At 57.4% G+C, this 18,405-nt stretch carries 18 protein-coding genes; 12 read left to right on the top strand and 6 right to left on the bottom strand.

What is annotated here, in order from left to right:
- Position 1 precedes the first annotated feature (1 nt).
- The gene (locus tag ACO06L_RS07800; RefSeq protein ID WP_064228237.1) at positions 2 to 901 is read right to left on the bottom strand and encodes a LysR family transcriptional regulator; all 900 of its coding nucleotides are present in this window, start codon (positions 899 to 901) and stop codon (positions 2 to 4) included.
- Between the two features lie 148 nt (positions 902 to 1,049).
- On the opposite strand from ACO06L_RS07800, the gene ACO06L_RS07805 reads away from it, so the two are divergent.
- Positions 1,050 to 1,244, top strand: coding sequence for a hypothetical protein (locus ACO06L_RS07805; RefSeq protein WP_064228236.1), 195 nt, complete (start codon positions 1,050 to 1,052; stop codon positions 1,242 to 1,244).
- A 152-nt stretch (positions 1,245 to 1,396) separates the two neighbouring features.
- On the opposite strand, the gene ACO06L_RS07810 is transcribed toward ACO06L_RS07805, so the two are convergent.
- Together ACO06L_RS07810 and ACO06L_RS07815 are read right to left on the bottom strand one after the other, a co-directional pair.
- Positions 1,397 to 3,079, bottom strand: a complete 1,683-nt coding sequence (locus tag ACO06L_RS07810) for an AMP-binding protein (protein ID WP_202347743.1) — start codon at positions 3,077 to 3,079, stop codon at positions 1,397 to 1,399.
- A gap of 339 nt (positions 3,080 to 3,418) precedes the next feature.
- On the bottom strand, positions 3,419 to 3,847 hold the full coding sequence (locus ACO06L_RS07815) for an Lrp/AsnC family transcriptional regulator (protein ID WP_064228234.1): 429 nt from the start codon (positions 3,845 to 3,847) through the stop codon (positions 3,419 to 3,421).
- A 117-nt stretch (positions 3,848 to 3,964) separates the two neighbouring features.
- On the opposite strand from ACO06L_RS07815, the gene ACO06L_RS07820 reads away from it, so the two are divergent.
- Complete coding sequence (locus ACO06L_RS07820) at positions 3,965 to 5,086, top strand: arginine N-succinyltransferase (RefSeq protein ID WP_227716005.1); 1,122 nt, start codon at positions 3,965 to 3,967, stop codon at positions 5,084 to 5,086.
- Positions 5,076 to 5,882 (top strand): DUF1338 domain-containing protein, encoded by an 807-nt coding sequence (locus ACO06L_RS07825; RefSeq protein ID WP_202347745.1) that lies wholly within the window; start codon positions 5,076 to 5,078, stop codon positions 5,880 to 5,882. The genes ACO06L_RS07820 and ACO06L_RS07825 overlap by 11 nt, the downstream gene beginning before the upstream one ends.
- A gap of 22 nt (positions 5,883 to 5,904) precedes the next feature.
- Here ACO06L_RS07825 and ACO06L_RS07830 read toward each other — a convergent pair whose 3' ends face one another.
- Positions 5,905 to 6,561 (bottom strand): protein-L-isoaspartate(D-aspartate) O-methyltransferase, encoded by a 657-nt coding sequence (locus tag ACO06L_RS07830; RefSeq protein ID WP_202347746.1) that lies wholly within the window; start codon positions 6,559 to 6,561, stop codon positions 5,905 to 5,907.
- 191 nt (positions 6,562 to 6,752) lie between these two features.
- Between ACO06L_RS07830 and ACO06L_RS07835 the strand changes: the two genes are divergently transcribed.
- Positions 6,753 to 7,418, top strand: coding sequence for a hypothetical protein (locus tag ACO06L_RS07835; RefSeq protein WP_202347747.1), 666 nt, complete (start codon positions 6,753 to 6,755; stop codon positions 7,416 to 7,418).
- A gap of 15 nt (positions 7,419 to 7,433) precedes the next feature.
- On the opposite strand, the gene ACO06L_RS07840 is transcribed toward ACO06L_RS07835, so the two are convergent.
- The gene (locus ACO06L_RS07840) at positions 7,434 to 8,210 is read right to left on the bottom strand and encodes a sulfite exporter TauE/SafE family protein (protein ID WP_064228229.1); all 777 of its coding nucleotides are present in this window, start codon (positions 8,208 to 8,210) and stop codon (positions 7,434 to 7,436) included.
- 138 nt (positions 8,211 to 8,348) lie between these two features.
- Between ACO06L_RS07840 and ACO06L_RS07845 the strand changes: the two genes are divergently transcribed.
- The 6 genes from ACO06L_RS07845 (at position 8,349) to ACO06L_RS07870 (ending at position 14,041) form a co-directional block, all read left to right on the top strand.
- Complete coding sequence (locus ACO06L_RS07845) at positions 8,349 to 9,410, top strand: PA0069 family radical SAM protein (RefSeq protein WP_202347748.1); 1,062 nt, start codon at positions 8,349 to 8,351, stop codon at positions 9,408 to 9,410.
- A gap of 66 nt (positions 9,411 to 9,476) precedes the next feature.
- Positions 9,477 to 11,165 (top strand): L,D-transpeptidase family protein, encoded by a 1,689-nt coding sequence (locus ACO06L_RS07850; protein ID WP_202347749.1) that lies wholly within the window; start codon positions 9,477 to 9,479, stop codon positions 11,163 to 11,165.
- 32 nt (positions 11,166 to 11,197) lie between these two features.
- Positions 11,198 to 11,650 (top strand): hypothetical protein, encoded by a 453-nt coding sequence (locus ACO06L_RS07855; RefSeq protein WP_202347750.1) that lies wholly within the window; start codon positions 11,198 to 11,200, stop codon positions 11,648 to 11,650.
- Positions 11,651 to 11,656: 6 nt separating this feature from the next.
- Positions 11,657 to 11,947, top strand: coding sequence for a SelT/SelW/SelH family protein (locus tag ACO06L_RS07860; protein ID WP_064228225.1), 291 nt, complete (start codon positions 11,657 to 11,659; stop codon positions 11,945 to 11,947).
- Between the two features lie 105 nt (positions 11,948 to 12,052).
- Positions 12,053 to 13,153: an NADH:flavin oxidoreductase gene (locus ACO06L_RS07865; RefSeq protein WP_202347751.1), complete on the top strand. Its 1,101-nt coding sequence runs from the start codon at positions 12,053 to 12,055 to the stop codon at positions 13,151 to 13,153.
- A 102-nt stretch (positions 13,154 to 13,255) separates the two neighbouring features.
- Complete coding sequence (locus ACO06L_RS07870; RefSeq protein ID WP_202347752.1) at positions 13,256 to 14,041, top strand: ZIP family metal transporter; 786 nt, start codon at positions 13,256 to 13,258, stop codon at positions 14,039 to 14,041.
- Here the strand turns inward: ACO06L_RS07870 and ACO06L_RS07875 are convergent.
- On the bottom strand, positions 14,028 to 14,936 hold the full coding sequence (locus tag ACO06L_RS07875; protein WP_202347753.1) for a LysR family transcriptional regulator: 909 nt from the start codon (positions 14,934 to 14,936) through the stop codon (positions 14,028 to 14,030). The genes ACO06L_RS07870 and ACO06L_RS07875 overlap by 14 nt on opposite strands.
- 188 nt (positions 14,937 to 15,124) lie before the next feature.
- Here ACO06L_RS07875 and ACO06L_RS07880 point away from each other — a divergent pair, with 188 nt between their 5' ends.
- Together ACO06L_RS07880 and ACO06L_RS07885 are read left to right on the top strand one after the other, a co-directional pair.
- Complete coding sequence (locus tag ACO06L_RS07880) at positions 15,125 to 16,636, top strand: CoA-acylating methylmalonate-semialdehyde dehydrogenase (RefSeq protein ID WP_202347754.1); 1,512 nt, start codon at positions 15,125 to 15,127, stop codon at positions 16,634 to 16,636.
- Positions 16,637 to 16,664: 28 nt separating this feature from the next.
- Complete coding sequence (locus tag ACO06L_RS07885; protein ID WP_202347755.1) at positions 16,665 to 18,335, top strand: GMC family oxidoreductase; 1,671 nt, start codon at positions 16,665 to 16,667, stop codon at positions 18,333 to 18,335.
- The last annotated feature ends 70 nt before the right edge of the window (positions 18,336 to 18,405 follow it).

The raw sequence follows: 18,405 nt of genomic DNA on the forward strand, positions 1-18,405 counted from the left end.
GCTAGAACGTCGAAGATATCTCCAACTGGGGCTCCAGAGCCTGCAAACGTTCAACCAGGTATTCCATTACGATGCGGACCCGGGCCATGTGCTGCGTGTCCTGGTTGACATGCAGCCAGAGATCAACGCTCTCACCCTCCAGCGGGTCCGACAGGCGGCGGAGTTCGCGGGTGCCCTCTCCCAGATAGCAGGGCAAAACTGCCAGGCCGGCACCAGCTTTCGCCAGAGCATGCATGGATTGCAAGCTGTTGCAGCGAATGAGGGAAGTGACATTCTTCAGGTACTTGCGATACCACCGGCCGGTGGCCAGATGGCTGAAGGTTTCATCGGGTAGGATCCAGAGGCAACCTTCCGGGTGGTTCTCAATGTCCATATCGCGGTGCCGCCGGCAATAGCGGGCAGATCCGTAAACTGCGGACTCGATGGCCGCAATCCGCTCGCCTTCCAGGGTCGCCTGGGGCTTGTTCTCGGGTCTAAGCGTCAGATCGGCTTCACGATGGCTCAGATTGGCAACGTCGTTGTCGGTCAGGGTTTCCAGCTCAATATCCGGAAACTCCCGCACCAGCTCGGCAAGGATCGGGCTGAGCAACGCGTTCATCATCGCGTCTTCTGCCGCCAGCCTTACCTTGCCCACCGGCGCCGAATCCTGCCCGACCAGCTTGCGCTCGAGATTTTCCATCTCGATGGCCAGCCGATCCGCCTCACGGAACGCGGTCTCCCCGACTGGGGTGAGCTGCAATCCATCCCGGCTGCGTTCAAAAAACTGTACACCCATCGACTCTTCCATCTGGTCGAGTCGCCGTAAAACGGTGGTCTGGTGCACACCCAGTAATTCTCCGGCCTTGGCAAGCGTTCCGCCTATTGCCAGAGCCCGTATATATCGAAGATAATCCCAATCCATAGTTACTGCATATTTGCAACGTGAGTACGGATTTTAACGTATTCAAACTGCAAATAAGAACCCTTAGAATTGCATTTAAATTAAAGGTAGATCCCTAACTAACCTACCTACCAAAATCAATACACCTATTAAAAAGGAGGAAGGCGCTATGACTCAGAACCATATCGCAACCGTAAACCCGCTGCCGTCCAGTATCCTCCACAACAGTGCTGAGGTCAGGCGCCAGTATACCCGTGCTGCGGCAAAGCAGGCGGTACAGTTTTTCAGTCGCAAGATGCGGAGCTTCAACCGGAAAGCAGCCACCGTTGCTCCGGACATGAGCCAGATGCAGGGCGGCCACTAAACCGGCAGCCGAATCTGGCATGAGCGAGGGGATCGCTCAGGCTGAGAACAGAACATAAGGATTTGAAAACGCCGGTGGCTCCGAGGGAGCACCGGCGTTTTGCGTTTGAACGCAAGAAAGAAGGTGGAAAGAACCAGGAAACTGAAAGGAAATCAGAATTCCCAGACGACTTTCTTCTTCTGGCTGAACCAGTCGTCCATCTTCCGGTTGTAGAAATCTTCAATCACATTCCGCTTGATCTTCATGGTCGGCGTCAGCATACCATTTTCCATGGTCCAGGGTTCCCGAACCACCACCACGAAGGCCACTTTCTCGTGGGACTCGCACTCAGCATTCACCGCATCCAGCTCGGCCGCCAGCTCCTGCTCCAGTTCACCACGGTCGGCTCCGGTTTCCAGTTCGTCCCTGGCTTCCTCGGAAAGCAGTACCATCAGGCAGGGCTGTGGCTGGTTGGCACCGGCTACACAGACCACCTCGGCCTTGGGATGATTGAAGCGATTCTCGATGGGCACCGGAACCACATATTTGCCCTTAGAGGTTTTGAACAGATCCTTTACCCGGCCCGTGATCCGGAGGGTGCCATCCCGGTCAATTTCCCCCATATCTCCGGTCTTCAGGAAGCCGTCTTCGGTAAGATCCTCCTTGGTTTTCTCCTCATTCTTGTAATAACCCAACATCTGCCCGGGGCTTTTCACCTGCACTTCGCCGCCCTCGCCGATGCGATGCTCAACCCCTGGGTTGGCCATACCCACAGAGCCAGCCCTGGCCTGTCCAGGCCGATTGGCGTGGGAATATCCGAAGTTTTCAGACATCCCATACACTTCCAGCAGCTCCAGCCCAAGGCTGCGATACCAGTTGACGATATCCGCTGACAGCGGCGCGGCACCGGTCAGGGCTGCCCGGCAATAGTCCAGTCCCAGTTGTTTCAGGACCTTCTTTTTGACCAGACCGTTGATGATCGGGATATTGAATAACAACCTCTGTTTCTTGGGCGGCAGCTTGGCGTTAACCCCCAGATAGAACTTCATCCACAGGCGAGGGACCGAGAAAAACAGCGTCGGCCTTGCCCGCTGCAGGTCTTCCTGGAAGGTATCCAGGGAATTGGCGAAATAGAGATGGAAACCGTAGTACAGGGATTGCGTTTCAACCGCCGCCCGCTCCGCCACGTGAGCCAGGGGCAAATAGGAAAGCATGCGTTCTTCAGAGGAAACCGGGAACAGCTGCTGCAGGCCGTCGGCCACCGAAATCATGGTGCGAAAACTGTGCATAACGCCCTTGGGTCGGCCGGTGCTGCCCGAGGTATAGACAATCGTGGCCAGGTTGTCCGGATCCGGCAGCTTTGGTTCCGCGGGCTCCTGCTTGGTAACAATTTCAAGCCATTTGGGCGTATCGTCCCGTGGCGACATGGGCAGGGAAATCAGGGGCAAATCGTCCGGAATGTGGTCCTTGATGTCGTTCCAGCCGTCCGCAGTGCCATCAAGTTTGCCGAGGAATAGCAGCTTTGCCTCGCTGTGCTCGAGAACGTAGGCGGCGGTATCACCATTGAGCGTGGGATAGAGCGGCACCGAAACGTGTCCCGCAGCCCAGATCGCCAGATCGGCGAGGATCCAGTGCGCGCTGTTCTTGCCCAGTATACTGATGTTACTGGGCTCGGGCAGTTCCAGGCTGTTCAGGTAAGCGGCCATCCTGGACACCTGGTCGGCAGCCTGCTTCCAGGTAATGTCTTCGACACGACCATCCGGGAAAGGCTGAGTAAGGTAAACGTTGTCAGGGGTTTCCTCTGCCCAGTAATACAGGCAATGGAGTGAGGTCTGCTTCCGGGGGTCTACCGCCATAAACGGCTCCTTGTTGTTATTTTATTTTATGTTTGAGTTTGCAATTCCTGTTCATACTAGCGTCATTTCAGACCCGCTCAATAGCATTTAGTGCCCGCGCAATTGGCAAATTAATCCTCGTCCGAGAACTGTTCCTCAAAATTTTTCGTAACATTTGTCAAGTTTGAGCTACTGTGAAGAGTGTAAATCTACTTTCCGAGCAAATTGGATATGGCCATGAGCAAAGCAAAACGTTCGTTTTTGATCTTTCCCGCCTGGGGCATCATTCTTCTGGGCTCGGGTGCCTTTTTCTACAGTGCCTACGCAGGAATGCTGGGCTCCTGATCTGTTCGGGCCCGCCTAGCGCCGGAACCGGGTTTCGAGGACCACGGCAGAGTTGGTCCGCTCGACCCCCTCCAAGTTGCCAATATCGTCCAGCACGGCGCTCAGTTCCTCCAGTGACTGGGCCTCAACGATGGCAATCAGGTCGTACTCTCCACTTACGGAAAACAGCTGCGACACCTGGCTGATTCCCTCCAATGAGGCGTTTGTCCGGCTGGTCAGCTTCTGGAAAACCTTGATAGACACGTGGGCCTCAACCTGTCTGGCAGAGAATTCCCCACCCAACTGCACCGAGTAGCCCCGTATCACCCCGCTGGCTTCCAGACGCGCAATGCGGTTCTGTACCGTTGATCGGGATACATGCATGGCCTTCGCCAGCTCAGTGATACTGGCCCGGGCATTCTGCCTCAGCAGCATTAACAGCTTCTGATCCTGGGCACCAATCATTTTGCTCAAACCTCTTTTCAATTTGCACTAATTGTAGATCATTTCGATCATTATGCAGCTGCAATTTGGCATCCAGGACTTTCATACTGAGCCGAAACAATGCTCAGGACGCTCGCCATGCTAATTCGACCGATTACCCCAAAGGATCTTGATGCCCTGGTGCAGATCGCCAATGAATCCGGACCCGGCTTCACCTCCCTGATGCCGGATCGCGATGCCCTGAGTCGCAAGATTGATCACTCGGTCGAAAGCTTCGCCCGGAACGTGACGAAGCCCGGCGATGAACATTATCTTTTCGTGCTGGAGGACATTACGACCGGTGACATTATGGGAACCACGGGTATTGAGGCCGCCGCAGGCGTTTCCCGTCCGCTCGTCCATTTCCGCCGCAATGCCGTTATCCGCCATGCGGGCGACCGGCAAAAACGTCATACCGAGGAAAGCCTGACCCGTTGCCAGCAATACACCGGTTGCACAGAGGTCTGTTCGCTGTATCTTCGGCCCGAATTTCGCCGTGCCAATGCAGGCAAGCTGCTCTCCCGGGTGCGTTTTCTTTTCATGGCCCTGCACCCGGAGCGGTTCGCGGACACAGTGATCGCAGAAATGCGCGGGGTATCGGATCCTTCGGGTCAATCTCCGTTCTGGGACTGGCTAAAGCATCATGTGGCGGATCTGGACTTCATGTCCGCAACACAACTGGCCTGCTGCGGCCAGAGTGGCTTCATTGATCAGTTCATCCCTGCCAAACCGTTGTATACCCGGCAAATGACCAGTGAAGCCAGGGCGGTTATCGGCCAGGTGCATGAGGACACGCGCGCGGCGCGGCATATGCTGGAACGCGAAGGTTTTCGACACCGGGGGTTTGTGGACCTTCTGGACGGTGGGCCAACTCTGGAGTGTCCCAGGTCAGACATCGCCAGCGTCCGCGAAACCTTGCTGGCCAGCGCCGTGCTTCGGGGCAAGCCTCGGAACCCGGCGGTTGATTCGGGAGAAACCTTTAAATCCGCTATAGTTGCCAATACCGGCTGTTCCGAATTCAGGGCGACGGTGACCAGCCAGGTCTGGCCTGCTCCAGATAGCTGTAATCTGGTTGTGGAAGAGCTACTGGCGAGGCAACTGGACCTTGGCGACGGCAGTCTGGTCTGCTACCTGCCACTCGGCCGGACCAGCCAACAGTCGCAGGGGCGCCAACAGCCCCGCCAAGAACCGGCTACTGAGGAGATTCGCTATGCATACTGATCCGGATACCCTGTTTGCGCGGCTCTGGGAGTCCTACCGGCAGGTTACCCCCTCTGCAGAACGCATACATACAATCCTGGGCGCCGAAGAGGGTCAGGCCATCGTCAACGACCATATAGCGCTTCGAACCTTCAACCTGGATCCGGTTCGTCTGGACGCTCTGGCCGAGCACTTCCTCAGCCTCGGCTACAAAGAAGGTGGTGAATACCATTTCGAGGCCAAAAAACTCTATGCCAGGCACTATGAGCATCCCTCCCGGGAACTTCCGAAGGTGTTTATCTCCGAACTGCTGGTGGAGGAATGTTCACCGGAGTTGCAGTCTGTGGTGAAACGTCTTGTCGAACAGGTAAGGCCGGAAGCGGTAATCGCTGATGATTTTCTCTATTCCGGGCGCCACTGGGAGGTTGATTACGAAACCTACCGTAAACTGATGCAGGAGAGCGAGTACGCGGCCTGGATGGCCGCCTGGGGCTATCGCGCCAACCATTTCACAGTCAGCATCAACCACCTGGACCAGTTCCGCTCGGTGCCGGAAATCAATCAACTGCTGAAAGATCACGGCTACACGGTAAATGCATCAGGTGGAGAGGTGAAGGGCTCGCCGGCGGAACTGCTGGAGCAATCATCTACCATGGCCGATCGTGTACCAGTGGCCTTTTCCGACCAGACGGTGACCATCCCCAGCTGTTTTTACGAGTTTGCCCTGCGTTATCCGAAGCCGGATGGCCAGCTCTACTCGGGTTTCGTGGCGGCATCGGCTGACAAGATCTTTGAAAGCACAAACGCCGGCAGCTGATTCAGCACGTCAGGTCTGACAGTTACGACCACCCCTGTTCGCCGAGCAGGGGTACAAACCGCACCGCGCCCAGGTTCTCGGTCCGGAATTCATCCTCCGCCAGACGGGTAACGCGCATCAATGACTGCACCGAATGTTCCGAGCCCACCGGAATGACCAGATGCCCGCCAACTGCCAACTGATGCTTTAACGAATCCGGCACTGCCGGGGCACCCGCAGCCACGACGATGCCATCATAGGGCTGGTGCTCCGGCCAGCCCATCGTGCCGTCGCCACAGCGAACCTCAACATTATCAAAACCCTCAGCGACAAGTGTGCGTGCAGCGCGATCGGCCAACTCCTGTACCCGTTCAATACTGAACACCTCGCCAGCAATACAGCCCAGAACCGCCGCTGCATAACCAGAGCCGGTCCCTATATCGAGAACCTTTTCCCCGCCCTCCAGATCCAGAGCTTCCGTCATCAACGCAACAATATAAGGTTGCGAAATGGTCTGCCCTGCCCCTATGGGAAGGGGGCCGTCATCGTAGGCGCAATCCCGCATGCGCCTGGGAACAAACTGTTCGCGTGCTACCCGGCCCATGGCCTCGAGTACCAGTGGCGACTCGATTCCACGGGAACGGAGCTGATAATCCACCATGGACGCTCTCTGTGATTCAAAGCCATTGTCCCGATTCATTGCCTGTTTTCCTTCCGGTGGTCTGGCTGCTTACCGGCCGTTACAAAGCAGTAACTTTTTTACAACGGCGCCCCCGCCATTATCTGACTACTTTTTAGTCACCGGCAATGACAGATACAACCACCGAACGCCAAAAACAACAAACGGACAACGGGATGAATCATCAGGAAACCCGTTGCCGAGGAGGAGAAATGTCGACATCCGTAAACCACCTCGACGAGCGCACGCGGGATTCCTCCGACTTGCTCGAAGAGATCATGCCCTCAGCCATAACCCTTGCCATGATGCTTCGCCACCGGAAAATGGCCGCCTGGCTGCGTACCGAATTTGATGGCTACCAGGATGTTGCTGCCGCGCCACCCTACCGCAGGGAGCTACACGGACACATCGTTGCCAAATCGCCCCAGTACGGCTGGATTCCGGCGCCAGTAGACGATCAGCAGAAGGAAGAGTTCGGTTACATGGATCTGCTCGAGGGTGTAAAAGCCCTTGAGAAAATTTGCGTGAACTGCAAGAAAGGCAACGGCAACCGGGTTCTCCTGGAAAAAGACGAGATGGCGGTGCTGCAGAAACAGATCAACCTGACGGCCGAACTGGCTATCAACCTGAGCCGCGACGTTTACTGCCGCCTGCTGAGAACCGTCCGGGCCGCCATCTATCTCTGGACCCAGGAACTCATGGCCGAAGGCATTGCAGGAGAACACAACCATTACAGCCCTGACGAGCGGGCCAAAGTGGCCCACCTGGATGAACCCGAGAAGTTCTGGCGACGGGCCATGGAAGAGGTCGACAGCCTGCCGATACCGAACGTGCGTGAGGTTGGATTCTTCGAAAGGGTGTTCGGGCGCGCGGGCTGAAGCCCGCCGCCCCGCTTACCACAAGACGCTGACAATCCCGATACTGCTTACCAGCAGCAGTACCGCTCCCAGCAACCGGAAAAACACCGGGGTTTCAGCCTGGAGGATGCGGTCATGGGCGTAGAGCCCGATGATATGCCCCACGGCTGCGCAGGGCAGCAGCCAGAGATGATGGATAAGCTGGAGATCGACACCGGCCCAGACGAAAGCGGCCATCTTGATCAGCACCAGGATGAACCATAGCGCAAATAACGTATCCCTCAGTTTCTCCTTTGGCAGGTGCTGAGCTGCCACGGCAATGATCAGGGGTGCACCGATCAGGGAAGTGCCACTGATGTAACCGCCCACCATCAGGAATATCGCATCCACCGTTTTACTGCCACTGCGAAACGGCCGGTTGATGATGTACGAGACGGAGTAGAGCGCCACGATCACAAAGATGATGGCACTGAGTATGTCAGAGGGCATGGTTATCAGACCGAAAACACCAATCAGCTTGGGCACGATCATGATGCCCAGAATTCGCCACAGGTATTGCCAGTCGACGGTTCCCGATCCCTCCTGACGTTGCTCTCCGTTCCCGGTTCGATTGTTCATCCAGATCGTCAGTGACGAGAACACCAGAAGATGGACCGCAATAATCGGCAGGAATACCAGTGGCTGATCAAGAACCAGCAACAGAAATGGCAGGGACAGAACTGCACCACCAAACCCCAATCCGGAGCGGACAAAACCACTCCAGACGAAAATCAGGGCAATCAGAAAATACTGTACAAACGAAAGCTCCGACATCGGCTCCCCGGTCAAGAATAAAAGATCGGCGAATGTTACCTGCCCAGGGAGCAAGTCTGCGAAATTTTCTGGTTGATGAGAGCAAACGGCAAGGGTACCATCGAATTACTGTTCATACATACAGTATATGGATTCCCCATGAAAACTCGCGCCACCGCCCTGAATCCCCATAACCGTTTCCAGCCGATTGTCACGGACCGTGAAGTCGACCCTGACTGGTATAACGATCCCGAAGACGACCTGAACCCCGATACCCTGGCCACTGAAGTCATTCAGGAAACCGCAAAATCCATCATCAGCCGCAACACGTCACCGGATGTACCTTTTGATCAGTCCATAAACCCGTATCGCGGCTGCGAGCATGCCTGCATTTACTGTTTTGCCCGCCCCACCCATGCCTATTGGGACATGTCGCCGGGCCTGGATTTCGAGACGCGACTGATCGCCAAACCCAACGCTGCGGTGCGGCTGCGAGAAGAACTGGACAGGCCCGGGTACCGGGTTTCGCCCATCGCTCTGGGCGTCAATACCGACACCTACCAGCCACTTGAGCGGGAGCAGAGGATTACCCGACAGGTACTGGAGGTTCTGGCCGAGTATCGTCACCCGGTGTCGATCATTACCAAGGGTGCTCTCATTCTCAGGGACCTTGATCTTCTCGCCGATATGGCCTCTGATGGGCTCTGCTCTGTGCGCATCAGCCTCACCAGTCTGAGCAACGACCTGAAACGACGAATGGAGCCAAGAACAGCGGCCCCGGCAACGCGCCTGAAAATGATCCGCCAACTCTCGGAGGCCGGCATTCCGACCGGCATTATTCTCGGGCCGGTCATCCCCTTCATTAACGATCACGAGATCGAGTCGATCCTGGAAGCCGCCGCAGAGGCGGGGGCAACCCAGGCCAGCTGGATTATGCTTAGGTTACCCCATGAACTGGACGAGCTGTTCCAGGACTGGTTGCACCGGCACTTTCCGCAAAGGGCCGAGCATGTAATGAACCGGATGCGCGACTTAAGGGGCGGCAAGAGTTATGACGCCACCTTCGGCCGAAGAATGACGGGCACGGGCCCCTACTCGGACCTGATTCGCCAGCGTTTCACCAAGAAATCACGGCGCTTGGGACTCAACCTCCATGAAGTGGAACCATTGCGAAACGATCTTTTCCGGCGGCCAGGTGGGGAACAAATGCCTCTGTGGTAGCATCAAAGTATTGCCCCACCTACCACTGCAATTTAATGCCTCTCAGGGATGAGGTGGAGAACACCCATGCATGGAATCAGACGTTTTTACCTCGCCACAACATTTCTTGCCCTGTTTGCCGCCCTCTGGCACCCCGTCTGCCTGGCAGCAGATGAAGCCATTGTATCCAGGATTGAGGCCATGGAGGCCGGCTTCCCAGTGCAGGTGCTTGGAAGCAGGCTAATGGCCCACAAGGCACTGTCGGCCTTTTATGGGGCCAACGGATACCAGCGCGCCTGGCAATCGCCCGATCTTCGCCGCCAACTCATTGATGCGGTTGAACAGGCCGCCGGTGACGGGCTGAACCCGGCAGACTATCACGCAGATATTCTCTCTGGCCTTGCGCTCAGGCCCATGAGCGATTTTTCCGAAGACCTTAGGGCCGATCTGGATTTGCTCTTCTCAGACGCTTTTCTCATGCTCGGGTCACACATGCTGGAGGGCAAGGTCAATCCACAGACGGTTCACGCCGAGTGGACCGCCAATCGTCGCCAGCGAAAGATGGAATCCATTCTGACTGAAGCATTGGAACGTGGGGATATTGCCGTCACCCTGGATTCCCTGCGGCCTGCCGATCCTGCCTACCGAAAGTTGATGGCAGCCCGGCAGGATCTGACAAAATTGCTTGGCCAGCCGTGGTTGCCGCTGGCTGTGCGGCCGACAATCCGGCCCGGGGACCAGGATGACCGGATGCCTGAAATCCGCCACAGACTCTCCAGGCTGGGGGAACTGAAGGAGCAACCCGCCACAGGCGAAGACCCGCGCCAGTATGATGAAGGCCTTGAATCGGCGGTAACCCGTTTTCAGGCCCGGCACGGCCTTGAACCCGACGGTCTCATTGGCCCGGACACCGTGACAGCGCTCAACCTGATGCCAGTGGAGCGCCTGCGCCAGATTGATGCCACTCTCGAGCGTTGGCGATGGCTGCCCGAATCCCTCGGCGAGACCTACGTGCTGGTCAACATCGCCGGTTTCGAACTACAGATGGTGGAAAATGGCGAGGAGGTGCTGCGAAAGCGCGTTATCGTGGGCCAGCCCTTCCGACAAACCCCGGTGTTCAGTGATCGCATCCGGTACCTGGTATTCAACCCCGACTGGACCGTACCCCGGACGGTAATGATTCAGGACCAGTTGCCCCAGATTGTCCGGGATCCGGACTACCTCTCCCGACTCAACATCAGCGTCTACCGGGGCTGGGGCGCAGATCGACAGAAAGTGGATCCGCTGGACGTTGACTGGTCATCACTGAACCAGAACAATTTTCCTTATCAACTGGTTCAGGAACCCGGCCCTCAGAATGCGCTCGGGCAGGTAAAATTCATGTTTCCGAACCAGTATGATGTGTACCTGCACGACACCCCGGGCCGGGGCCTGTTTGCGCGGAGCGAGCGATCGTTCAGCTCCGGCTGCATCCGGGTTGAACAGCCGTTTGATCTTGCCCAGCGCCTATTGGCGGGATCGCCTGACTGGTCCCGTGAGAAAATCGACCGTGTGGTTTCAGAAGCCGAGCCCCGGACCGTATTGCTGCCCGAACCGGTGCCGGTGCATATCCAGTACTGGACGTCCTGGGTGGATAGTGAAGGCCGCCTGCAATTTCGAAATGATCTGTACAACCGGGATGCCCGCCTGATCGATCAGCTCAGGGGAACACCCGACGGAGACGCACGCTACAATACACCGGTTGTTGGGTTGGTTCAGGAACCGGGCCCGCAATGAACCAAGGCAAGTGGATAAGCTGAGGAGATACCATGAAACAGGCCCTGCTCGTGGTTTTCGGTTCACTTTTACTAAACGGATGCCAGTCACTGCCCTCTGCCGAGGATGGCATCGAAGCAGACGCTGTCTTCGTCAGCGCCAGTCATTGTCTCAACGAATACCTGGATGATCTCGAAAAGGTGCATTACGGTCCCTGCCTGAAGGTCATCAGCATCAACGGCGAAGAGCCGGCTGTCCGGGAAGACGGCTTCATAGAAATCCCGGCTGCAACGGCGCTGACGATCGGAGTCAGCTGCGTTTATCGCCACGCCGACGGCTCGCCTATTCCGGCAACCATGGAAAACGCGGACTTTGCCGTGGGCAGAAATACCTTCGCAGAAGCCGGCCAGCGTTGGTATCTCCACGCCCATAAACAGGCCCGTGGCGTTGTCGGCTGCGAGCCCACCCTGTCGCGCTCGGTCTATCCCACCTACGACACGGACTGATTCATCATGACTAGCAAAATCGATATCCACTACTGCACCGGTTGCCGCTGGCTTCTGCGCTCCGCCTGGATGGCGCAGGAGCTGCTGACAACCTTCGATGGCGAGATCAGTGAACTGAGCCTGCACCCGGGTACTGGCGGCATTTTCGAGGTATGGGTTAATGACAGGCGTATCTGGTCCCGCAAAGAAGACGGCGGCTTCCCGGAAATCACCAAACTCAAGCAACTGGTTCGGGACCAGATTGCGCCGGAACGTTCGCTTGGCCACTCCGACGCAAAAACTGGCGCTCCGGAATAATCATTCAAAAATACTGACAGGCTGTGTCGATATTCTTCGCTTTAAGAGTCCGCGGCACGGCCCGATAGTAGATGCCCAGCAATTCACTGAAATGTGAGGGTATCTATGAGCGACGTGATGCAATCCATCAAATTCAAATCTATCGAGGTACCTAATCGGTTCGCCCTGGCACCGATGACGCGCACCAGCGCGGAGCCAGACGGCACTCCGAATGCCCTGATGGCCGATCACTATGAAGGCTACGCCAAGGGCGGCTTCGGTCTGGTGATCACTGAGGGAACCTATACCGATGACAAGGCAAGCCAGGGCTATGCCAATCAGCCCGGCATCATCAACCAGGATCAGATTGATGGCTGGAAGACCATTGTTGACAGGGTGCACGCCGCAGGCAGCAAAATCATTGTGCAGTTGATGCATGCCGGCGCGCAGTTCCAGGCCAACCGTTTCACCGAACAGCCCCAGGGGCCCAGCGAAGTCACCCCAAAAGGAGCCCCGCTGGGTTTCTATGGCGACCAAACCGAGTGGCAACCCCCCAGCGCCATGACCAAAACCGACATTCAGGCAGCTATTGATGGTTTCGCAAAATCCGCCACCAATGCGAAAGCCGCCGGTTTCGATGGCATTGAAATTCACGGTGCCAATGGCTATCTGCTGAATCAGTTCCTGAGTACCTACTTTAACCAACGGGACGATGAATACGGCGGGTCACTGGAAAACCGGCTGCGCCTGGTGGTTGACGTGGTCCGTGCGGTTCGCGAGGCCGTCGGCGAGGACTTCACAGTAGGGATTCGCCTGTCCCAGGGCACAGTCACCGACCCTGACTACCAGCTTCCGGAAGGTGAAGCCGGATTCCGTCAGATTGTGGAAGCGGTCCGCGATGCAGGTGCCGATTTCGTCCATACAACCGACGGTGACGTTAACCGGAAGCATTTTGTAGAGGGTGATGAGAGTCTGGCTGGCGTGGCCGCCAGCGTTGAAGGGATCGGTCTGATCCTCAATGGCAACATTAACGAAACCAACTGCCAGGACGTGGCCAATCATTTCCCAGGCGCACTGCTGGCGGTCGGTAAGAAAGCGCTCGCAAACCCTGACTTTGTAAAGCGCCTCAAGGACGGCAAAGAGATTGCAGACATCGATTTCACGATGCTGCAGCCGAAGGCCACCATTTCCAACGAACTGGCCTGGCGCAAGCAAAACGCCGCCTGACCTCTCCCTCCCGATTAATGCAGCCGGAGGGACCCAACAGGGTTCCTCCGGCGTAGCTACTTCAAGCTGCTATGCTGACATCACAAGCCAACGGGAGACTGAATGACCTCAGACATCAGTATTGTCTGGCTGGGCACAATTGCCAGCCTGCTGGCAGGCCTCGCCAGCGGTGTGGGCGCTCTGGGTGTATTCCTTGTCCGTACCCTCACCCATAAACTACGGGACGGAATGCTGGCCTCAGCCGCAGGTGTGATGCTGGCAGCTTCATTTTTTTCATTGCTGTTGCCGGGTCTGGAGTATGGTGAGCAGATTACCGGCGAAACCTGGACCGCCGCGCTGATTGTCATCTTTGGCCTGCTCTCCGGCGCCGCCGCACTCTATTTCGTTCACCAGAAACTCCCACACCAGCATTTCGAGCTTGGCCGGGAGGGACCGGACGCCTCCTACATTCGCGGCATCTGGCTCTTTATCGTCGCCATCACCCTTCACAACTTTCCCGAGGGCATGGCCGTGGGCGTCGGTTTTGCTGGCGGCGACGTGAATAACGGGTATGTATTGGCCACCGGGATCGGGCTTCAGAATATCCCCGAAGGGTTGGCAGTAGCATTTTCACTGCTTGCCATCGATTATTCCCGAATCAAGGCCTTCAGCATTGCTCTGATGACCGGCCTCGCCGAACCGTTGGGCGGCCTGTTCGGCGCCACCCTGGTGTGGCTGGCCGAGCCCCTGATGCCCTGGACTCTGGGCTTCGCAGCGGGCGCTATGTTGTTCATCATCAGCAACGAAATTATCCCCGAAACCCACCATCGGCAATGGAAAATCATGTCTACCTTCTGCCTGATGGGTGGTTTCGCCGTGATGATGTTCCTGGACGCTACGCTGGGCTAACAGCCCAGACGCCCGACAAGGCTTCCAGCGCTTCCGCAATCAGGGGCTCGTCCTGGCGGTCGCGGTGCCATATAAAGCTGAGCGCACAGGGCAGTTGCACTCCGTCGACAATTTCCAGGCCGGTTTCCTGGCGCTCAGCCATGGCAAGTGCGTCCCGCGCGAGACTCAAACCCACACCGGCCCGAACCAGGTCCAGCATGCAGGCCTCCTGATCGACCTCTGCTACGCCCCGGGGCATTAACCCAAGTGGTTCCAGAGTGCCTTTGAGCAGCCGGTGATGAACGGAGTCCACGGGTGTCACAATCCAGGGCATGGTGGCCAGATCAGACCATTTCGCAGATCGAATTCTCGGCCCCCAGCCTGCCGGGGCAACGACATAATAATTGAACCGGGTCAGCTCACGATGAGTCACATCGGGTGCCAGGGGACCCGGCCCAACACCCGGCGGCGCCAGGAAAAACCCGACGTCGAGCCGGCCATCACGGACCTGCTCCAATACGCTGCCGCTCATACCCTGCCGTAGTTCGGTTTCCAGTTGCGGCGCCCGCTCGACCAGCCGGTGCAGAAATGCCCCCAGACGGATGAATTCCGGATCCACAATGGTGCCGATTCGCAAACGCCCTCTCAGGGTGCTGTGCAGTGCCCGGGCGCTCTGCTCAAAGGCCGCCACGGCCGCCAGCGCTTTCTCTGCCGTGGGCAGCAGCGCCTGGCCATCCGGTGTCAGGACCAGCCCCTGAGGTTTGCGCAGAAACAGCTTCAGGCCCAACTCGTCCTGCAATTGCTTCAGTTTCAGACTAACTGCCGGCTGGGTCAGGTGAAGGCGAATCGCAGCACGGGAAACGCTACCCTCCCGCGCTACGGTAACGAATGCCCGAAGGCTCTGAAGGGGATGCATACAAGACCTCGTTTCCAGAGCAACAATATAAGATTAACTTATATCTTGCTTTTAAAAATCTCAATTGCTTTACCCAATAGCCACCCCTACCCTATATGGTTAGATATTAACCAATTCGGATCTTTAGCCCGCAGAATAGAAACTTCTGCCACTTCCCATCGGCTAAAAACGAAAAGACAGAGGCATCCATGACCGACGCGACCATCCACCATTATATCAATGGCCAAATATCATCAGGCACTGGCAGTCAGACTCAGGACGTGTTCAACCCGGCTACTGGCCAGGTAACCGGACAGGTTGCCCTGGCCAACCGCGACGATGTGAATGCCGCTGTTGCTGCCGCCGATGCGGCGTTCCCGGCCTGGGCCGATACACCTCCCATCCGCCGGGCGCGGGTGATGTTCAAGTTTCTGGAGCTGCTGAACACGCACAAGGACGACCTTGCCCGCGCCATTACCGCCGAACATGGCAAGGTCTTCACCGACGCCCAGGGGGAAGTGGCCCGGGGCATCGACATTGTCGAGTTTGCCTGTGGTATTCCCCAGTTGCTCAAAGGCGATTACACGGAACAGGTGAGCACGGGTATCGATAACTGGACCACCCGACAGCCGCTGGGCGTGGTCGCCGGGGTAACACCTTTCAACTTCCCTGCCATGGTGCCGATGTGGATGTTCCCGGTGGCCATCGCAGCGGGCAACACTTTTGTTCTGAAGCCCAGCCCGCTGGACCCCAGCGCCTCCCTGATGATCGCCGATCTTCTGAAACAGGCCGGCCTGCCCGATGGCGTATTCAATGTGGTCCAGGGTGACAAGGACGCAGTGAACGCACTGATCGAGCATCCGGATGTCCAGGCCCTGAGTTTTGTCGGCTCCACACCGATCGCCAACCTGCTGTACGAGAAAGGCGCCAAACACGGCAAGCGCATCCAGGCCCTTGGCGGGGCCAAGAACCACATGGTGGTGATGCCCGATGCCGATCTGGACAAAGCCGTCGACGCCCTGATCGGCGCGGCTTATGGCAGCGCCGGCGAGCGTTGCATGGCCATCAGCGTTGCGGTACTGGTTGGGGATGTTGCGGACAAGATCATGCCAAGACTGGCCGAGCGGGCCCGAAGCTTGAAAGTGAAGAACGGCGAACAGCTGGATGCCGAGATGGGACCAATTGTTACCGCCGCCGCACACCAGCGTATTACCGGCTACATTGACAAGGGTGTGGCCGAAGGTGCCGAACTGTTGGTCGATGGCCGCGAGTTCGATGCATCGACCACCGGTGAGGGCTGTGCCGAAGGTTTCTGGATGGGCGGTTCACTGTTCGATCATGTCACGCCCGACATGACGATCTATAAAGAAGAAATCTTCGGCCCCGTTCTGGCCTGCGTTCGGGTGCCGGATATTGCTACCGCCATCCGCCTGATCAATGATCACGAATTTGGCAACGGTGTCAGCTGCTTCACCGAAAGCGGCACCGTCGCCCGGGAATTCGGTCGCAGAATCCAGGTGGGCATGGTCGGGATTAACGTTCCCATTCCCGTCCCAATGGCGTGGCACGGCTTTGGCGGCTGGAAACGCTCCATGTTCGGCGACACCCATGCCTATGGCGAGGAAGGCGTGAAGTTCTACACCCGTCAGAAATCCATCATGCAGCGCTGGTCTGATTCCATTGATGCCGGTGCGGAATTTGTTATGCCAACAGCCAAATAACAACGGAACGAGCTGCGGAGAAAGCGCCATGTCCGACAACAATAACGCGACGGGACAGCAGGAATTCGACTTTATCATCGTGGGCGCCGGCACAGCCGGCTGTCTGCTCGCCAACCGCCTGAGCGCAAACCCGGACAACCGGGTGCTGCTCATCGAGGCCGGTGGGAGGGACAACTACCACTGGATCCACATCCCGGTCGGCTACCTGTACTGCATTGACAACCCACGCACCGACTGGCGCTTCCGCACCGAGCCGGACCCTGGCCTGAATGGCCGTTCCCTGATTTATCCCCGGGGCAAGACCCTCGGCGGCTGCTCCAGCATTAACGGTATGCTCTACATCCGCGGCCAGGCCCGGGATTATGACCAGTGGTCCGACATCACCGGTGAAAGCGACTGGAGCTGGGACAACTGCCTGCCAGACTTCATGCGCCACGAGGACCACTACCGGCTGGACGACGGCGGCGATGCCGACCCGGAGCACCACAAGTACCACGGCCACGGCGGTGAATGGCGGGTAGAGCACCAGCGGCTGAAATGGAAGGTTCTGGAAGACTTCGCAACGGCCTGTGTTGAGGCGGGTATTCCGCGAACGCGGGATTTCAATCGCGGCGACAACGAGGGCGTGGATTACTTCGAGGTGAACCAGCGCTCCGGCTGGCGCTGGAACACCTCCAAAGCCTTTCTGCGGGAAGCAGAAAAACGCCCCAACCTGACGCTCTGGCACTCCACTCACGTGCTCGGTCTGGAAACGGAAATCTCTGAAACCGGCCCCCGCTGCACGGGTGTGCGCGTTGAACGGCCCGGTGAAGGCAAATTCACGGCGAGGGCGAAGCGGGAAGTCATTCTCTCTGCCGGCGCCATTGGCTCACCGCAACTGTTGCAGCTCTCCGGAATCGGTCCCGCCGATCTTCTGAAAGAGCACGGCATTGACGTGGTTGCCGATCTACCCGGTGTGGGTGAGAACCTTCAGGACCATCTGCAGATCCGCTCCGTGTACAAGGTGAAGGGTGTCACCACTCTGAATACCATGGCCAATTCGCTGATTGGCAAGGCCCGTATAGGTCTGGAGTACCTCCTCACACGCTCCGGCCCCATGAGCATGGCACCGTCACAGCTTTGCCTGTTCACCCGCAGCTCCGAGGAGTACAAACACGCCAACATTGAATACCACGTTCAACCCCTGAGCCTGGATGCCTTCGGCCAACCACTGCACAAGTTCCCGGCCATCACCGCCAGCGTCTGCAACCTGAACCCCACCAGCCGTGGCACGGTGCGTATCCGCAGTAACGATCCTAAACAGGCACCGGCCATCGTTCCCAATTACCTGAGCACGCCGGAAGACAGGAAAGTGGCCGCAGATTCATTGAGGGTGACCCGGCTTATAGCAAACCAGCCGGCGTTTCAGCAGTACCAGCCGGAGGAATTCAAACCCGGTCTGGAGTACCAAACCGACGACGAACTGACCAAGCTGGCCGGGGATATTGGCACGACGATCTTTCATCCGGTGGGCACCACCCGCATGGGGCGTGCCGATGATGACCAGGCGGTGGTGGACCCGCACCTTAGGGTTCGGGGCGTTTCCGGACTGCGTGTGGTGGATGCTGGCGTGATGCCCACCATCACCAGCGGCAATACCAATTCCCCAACCCTGATGATTGCTGAAAAGGCCGCCCGCTGGATTCTGGCGGGTGATTGAGCATTGAACTGATTGCAGTTTCCAGGTTTTTGACAATGATCAGGCTGCTAGAATTGGCGGCCTGTTTCAT

This window comes from Marinobacter sp. (genome assembly GCF_965229985.1).
Lineage (GTDB): Bacteria > Pseudomonadota > Gammaproteobacteria > Pseudomonadales > Oleiphilaceae > Marinobacter.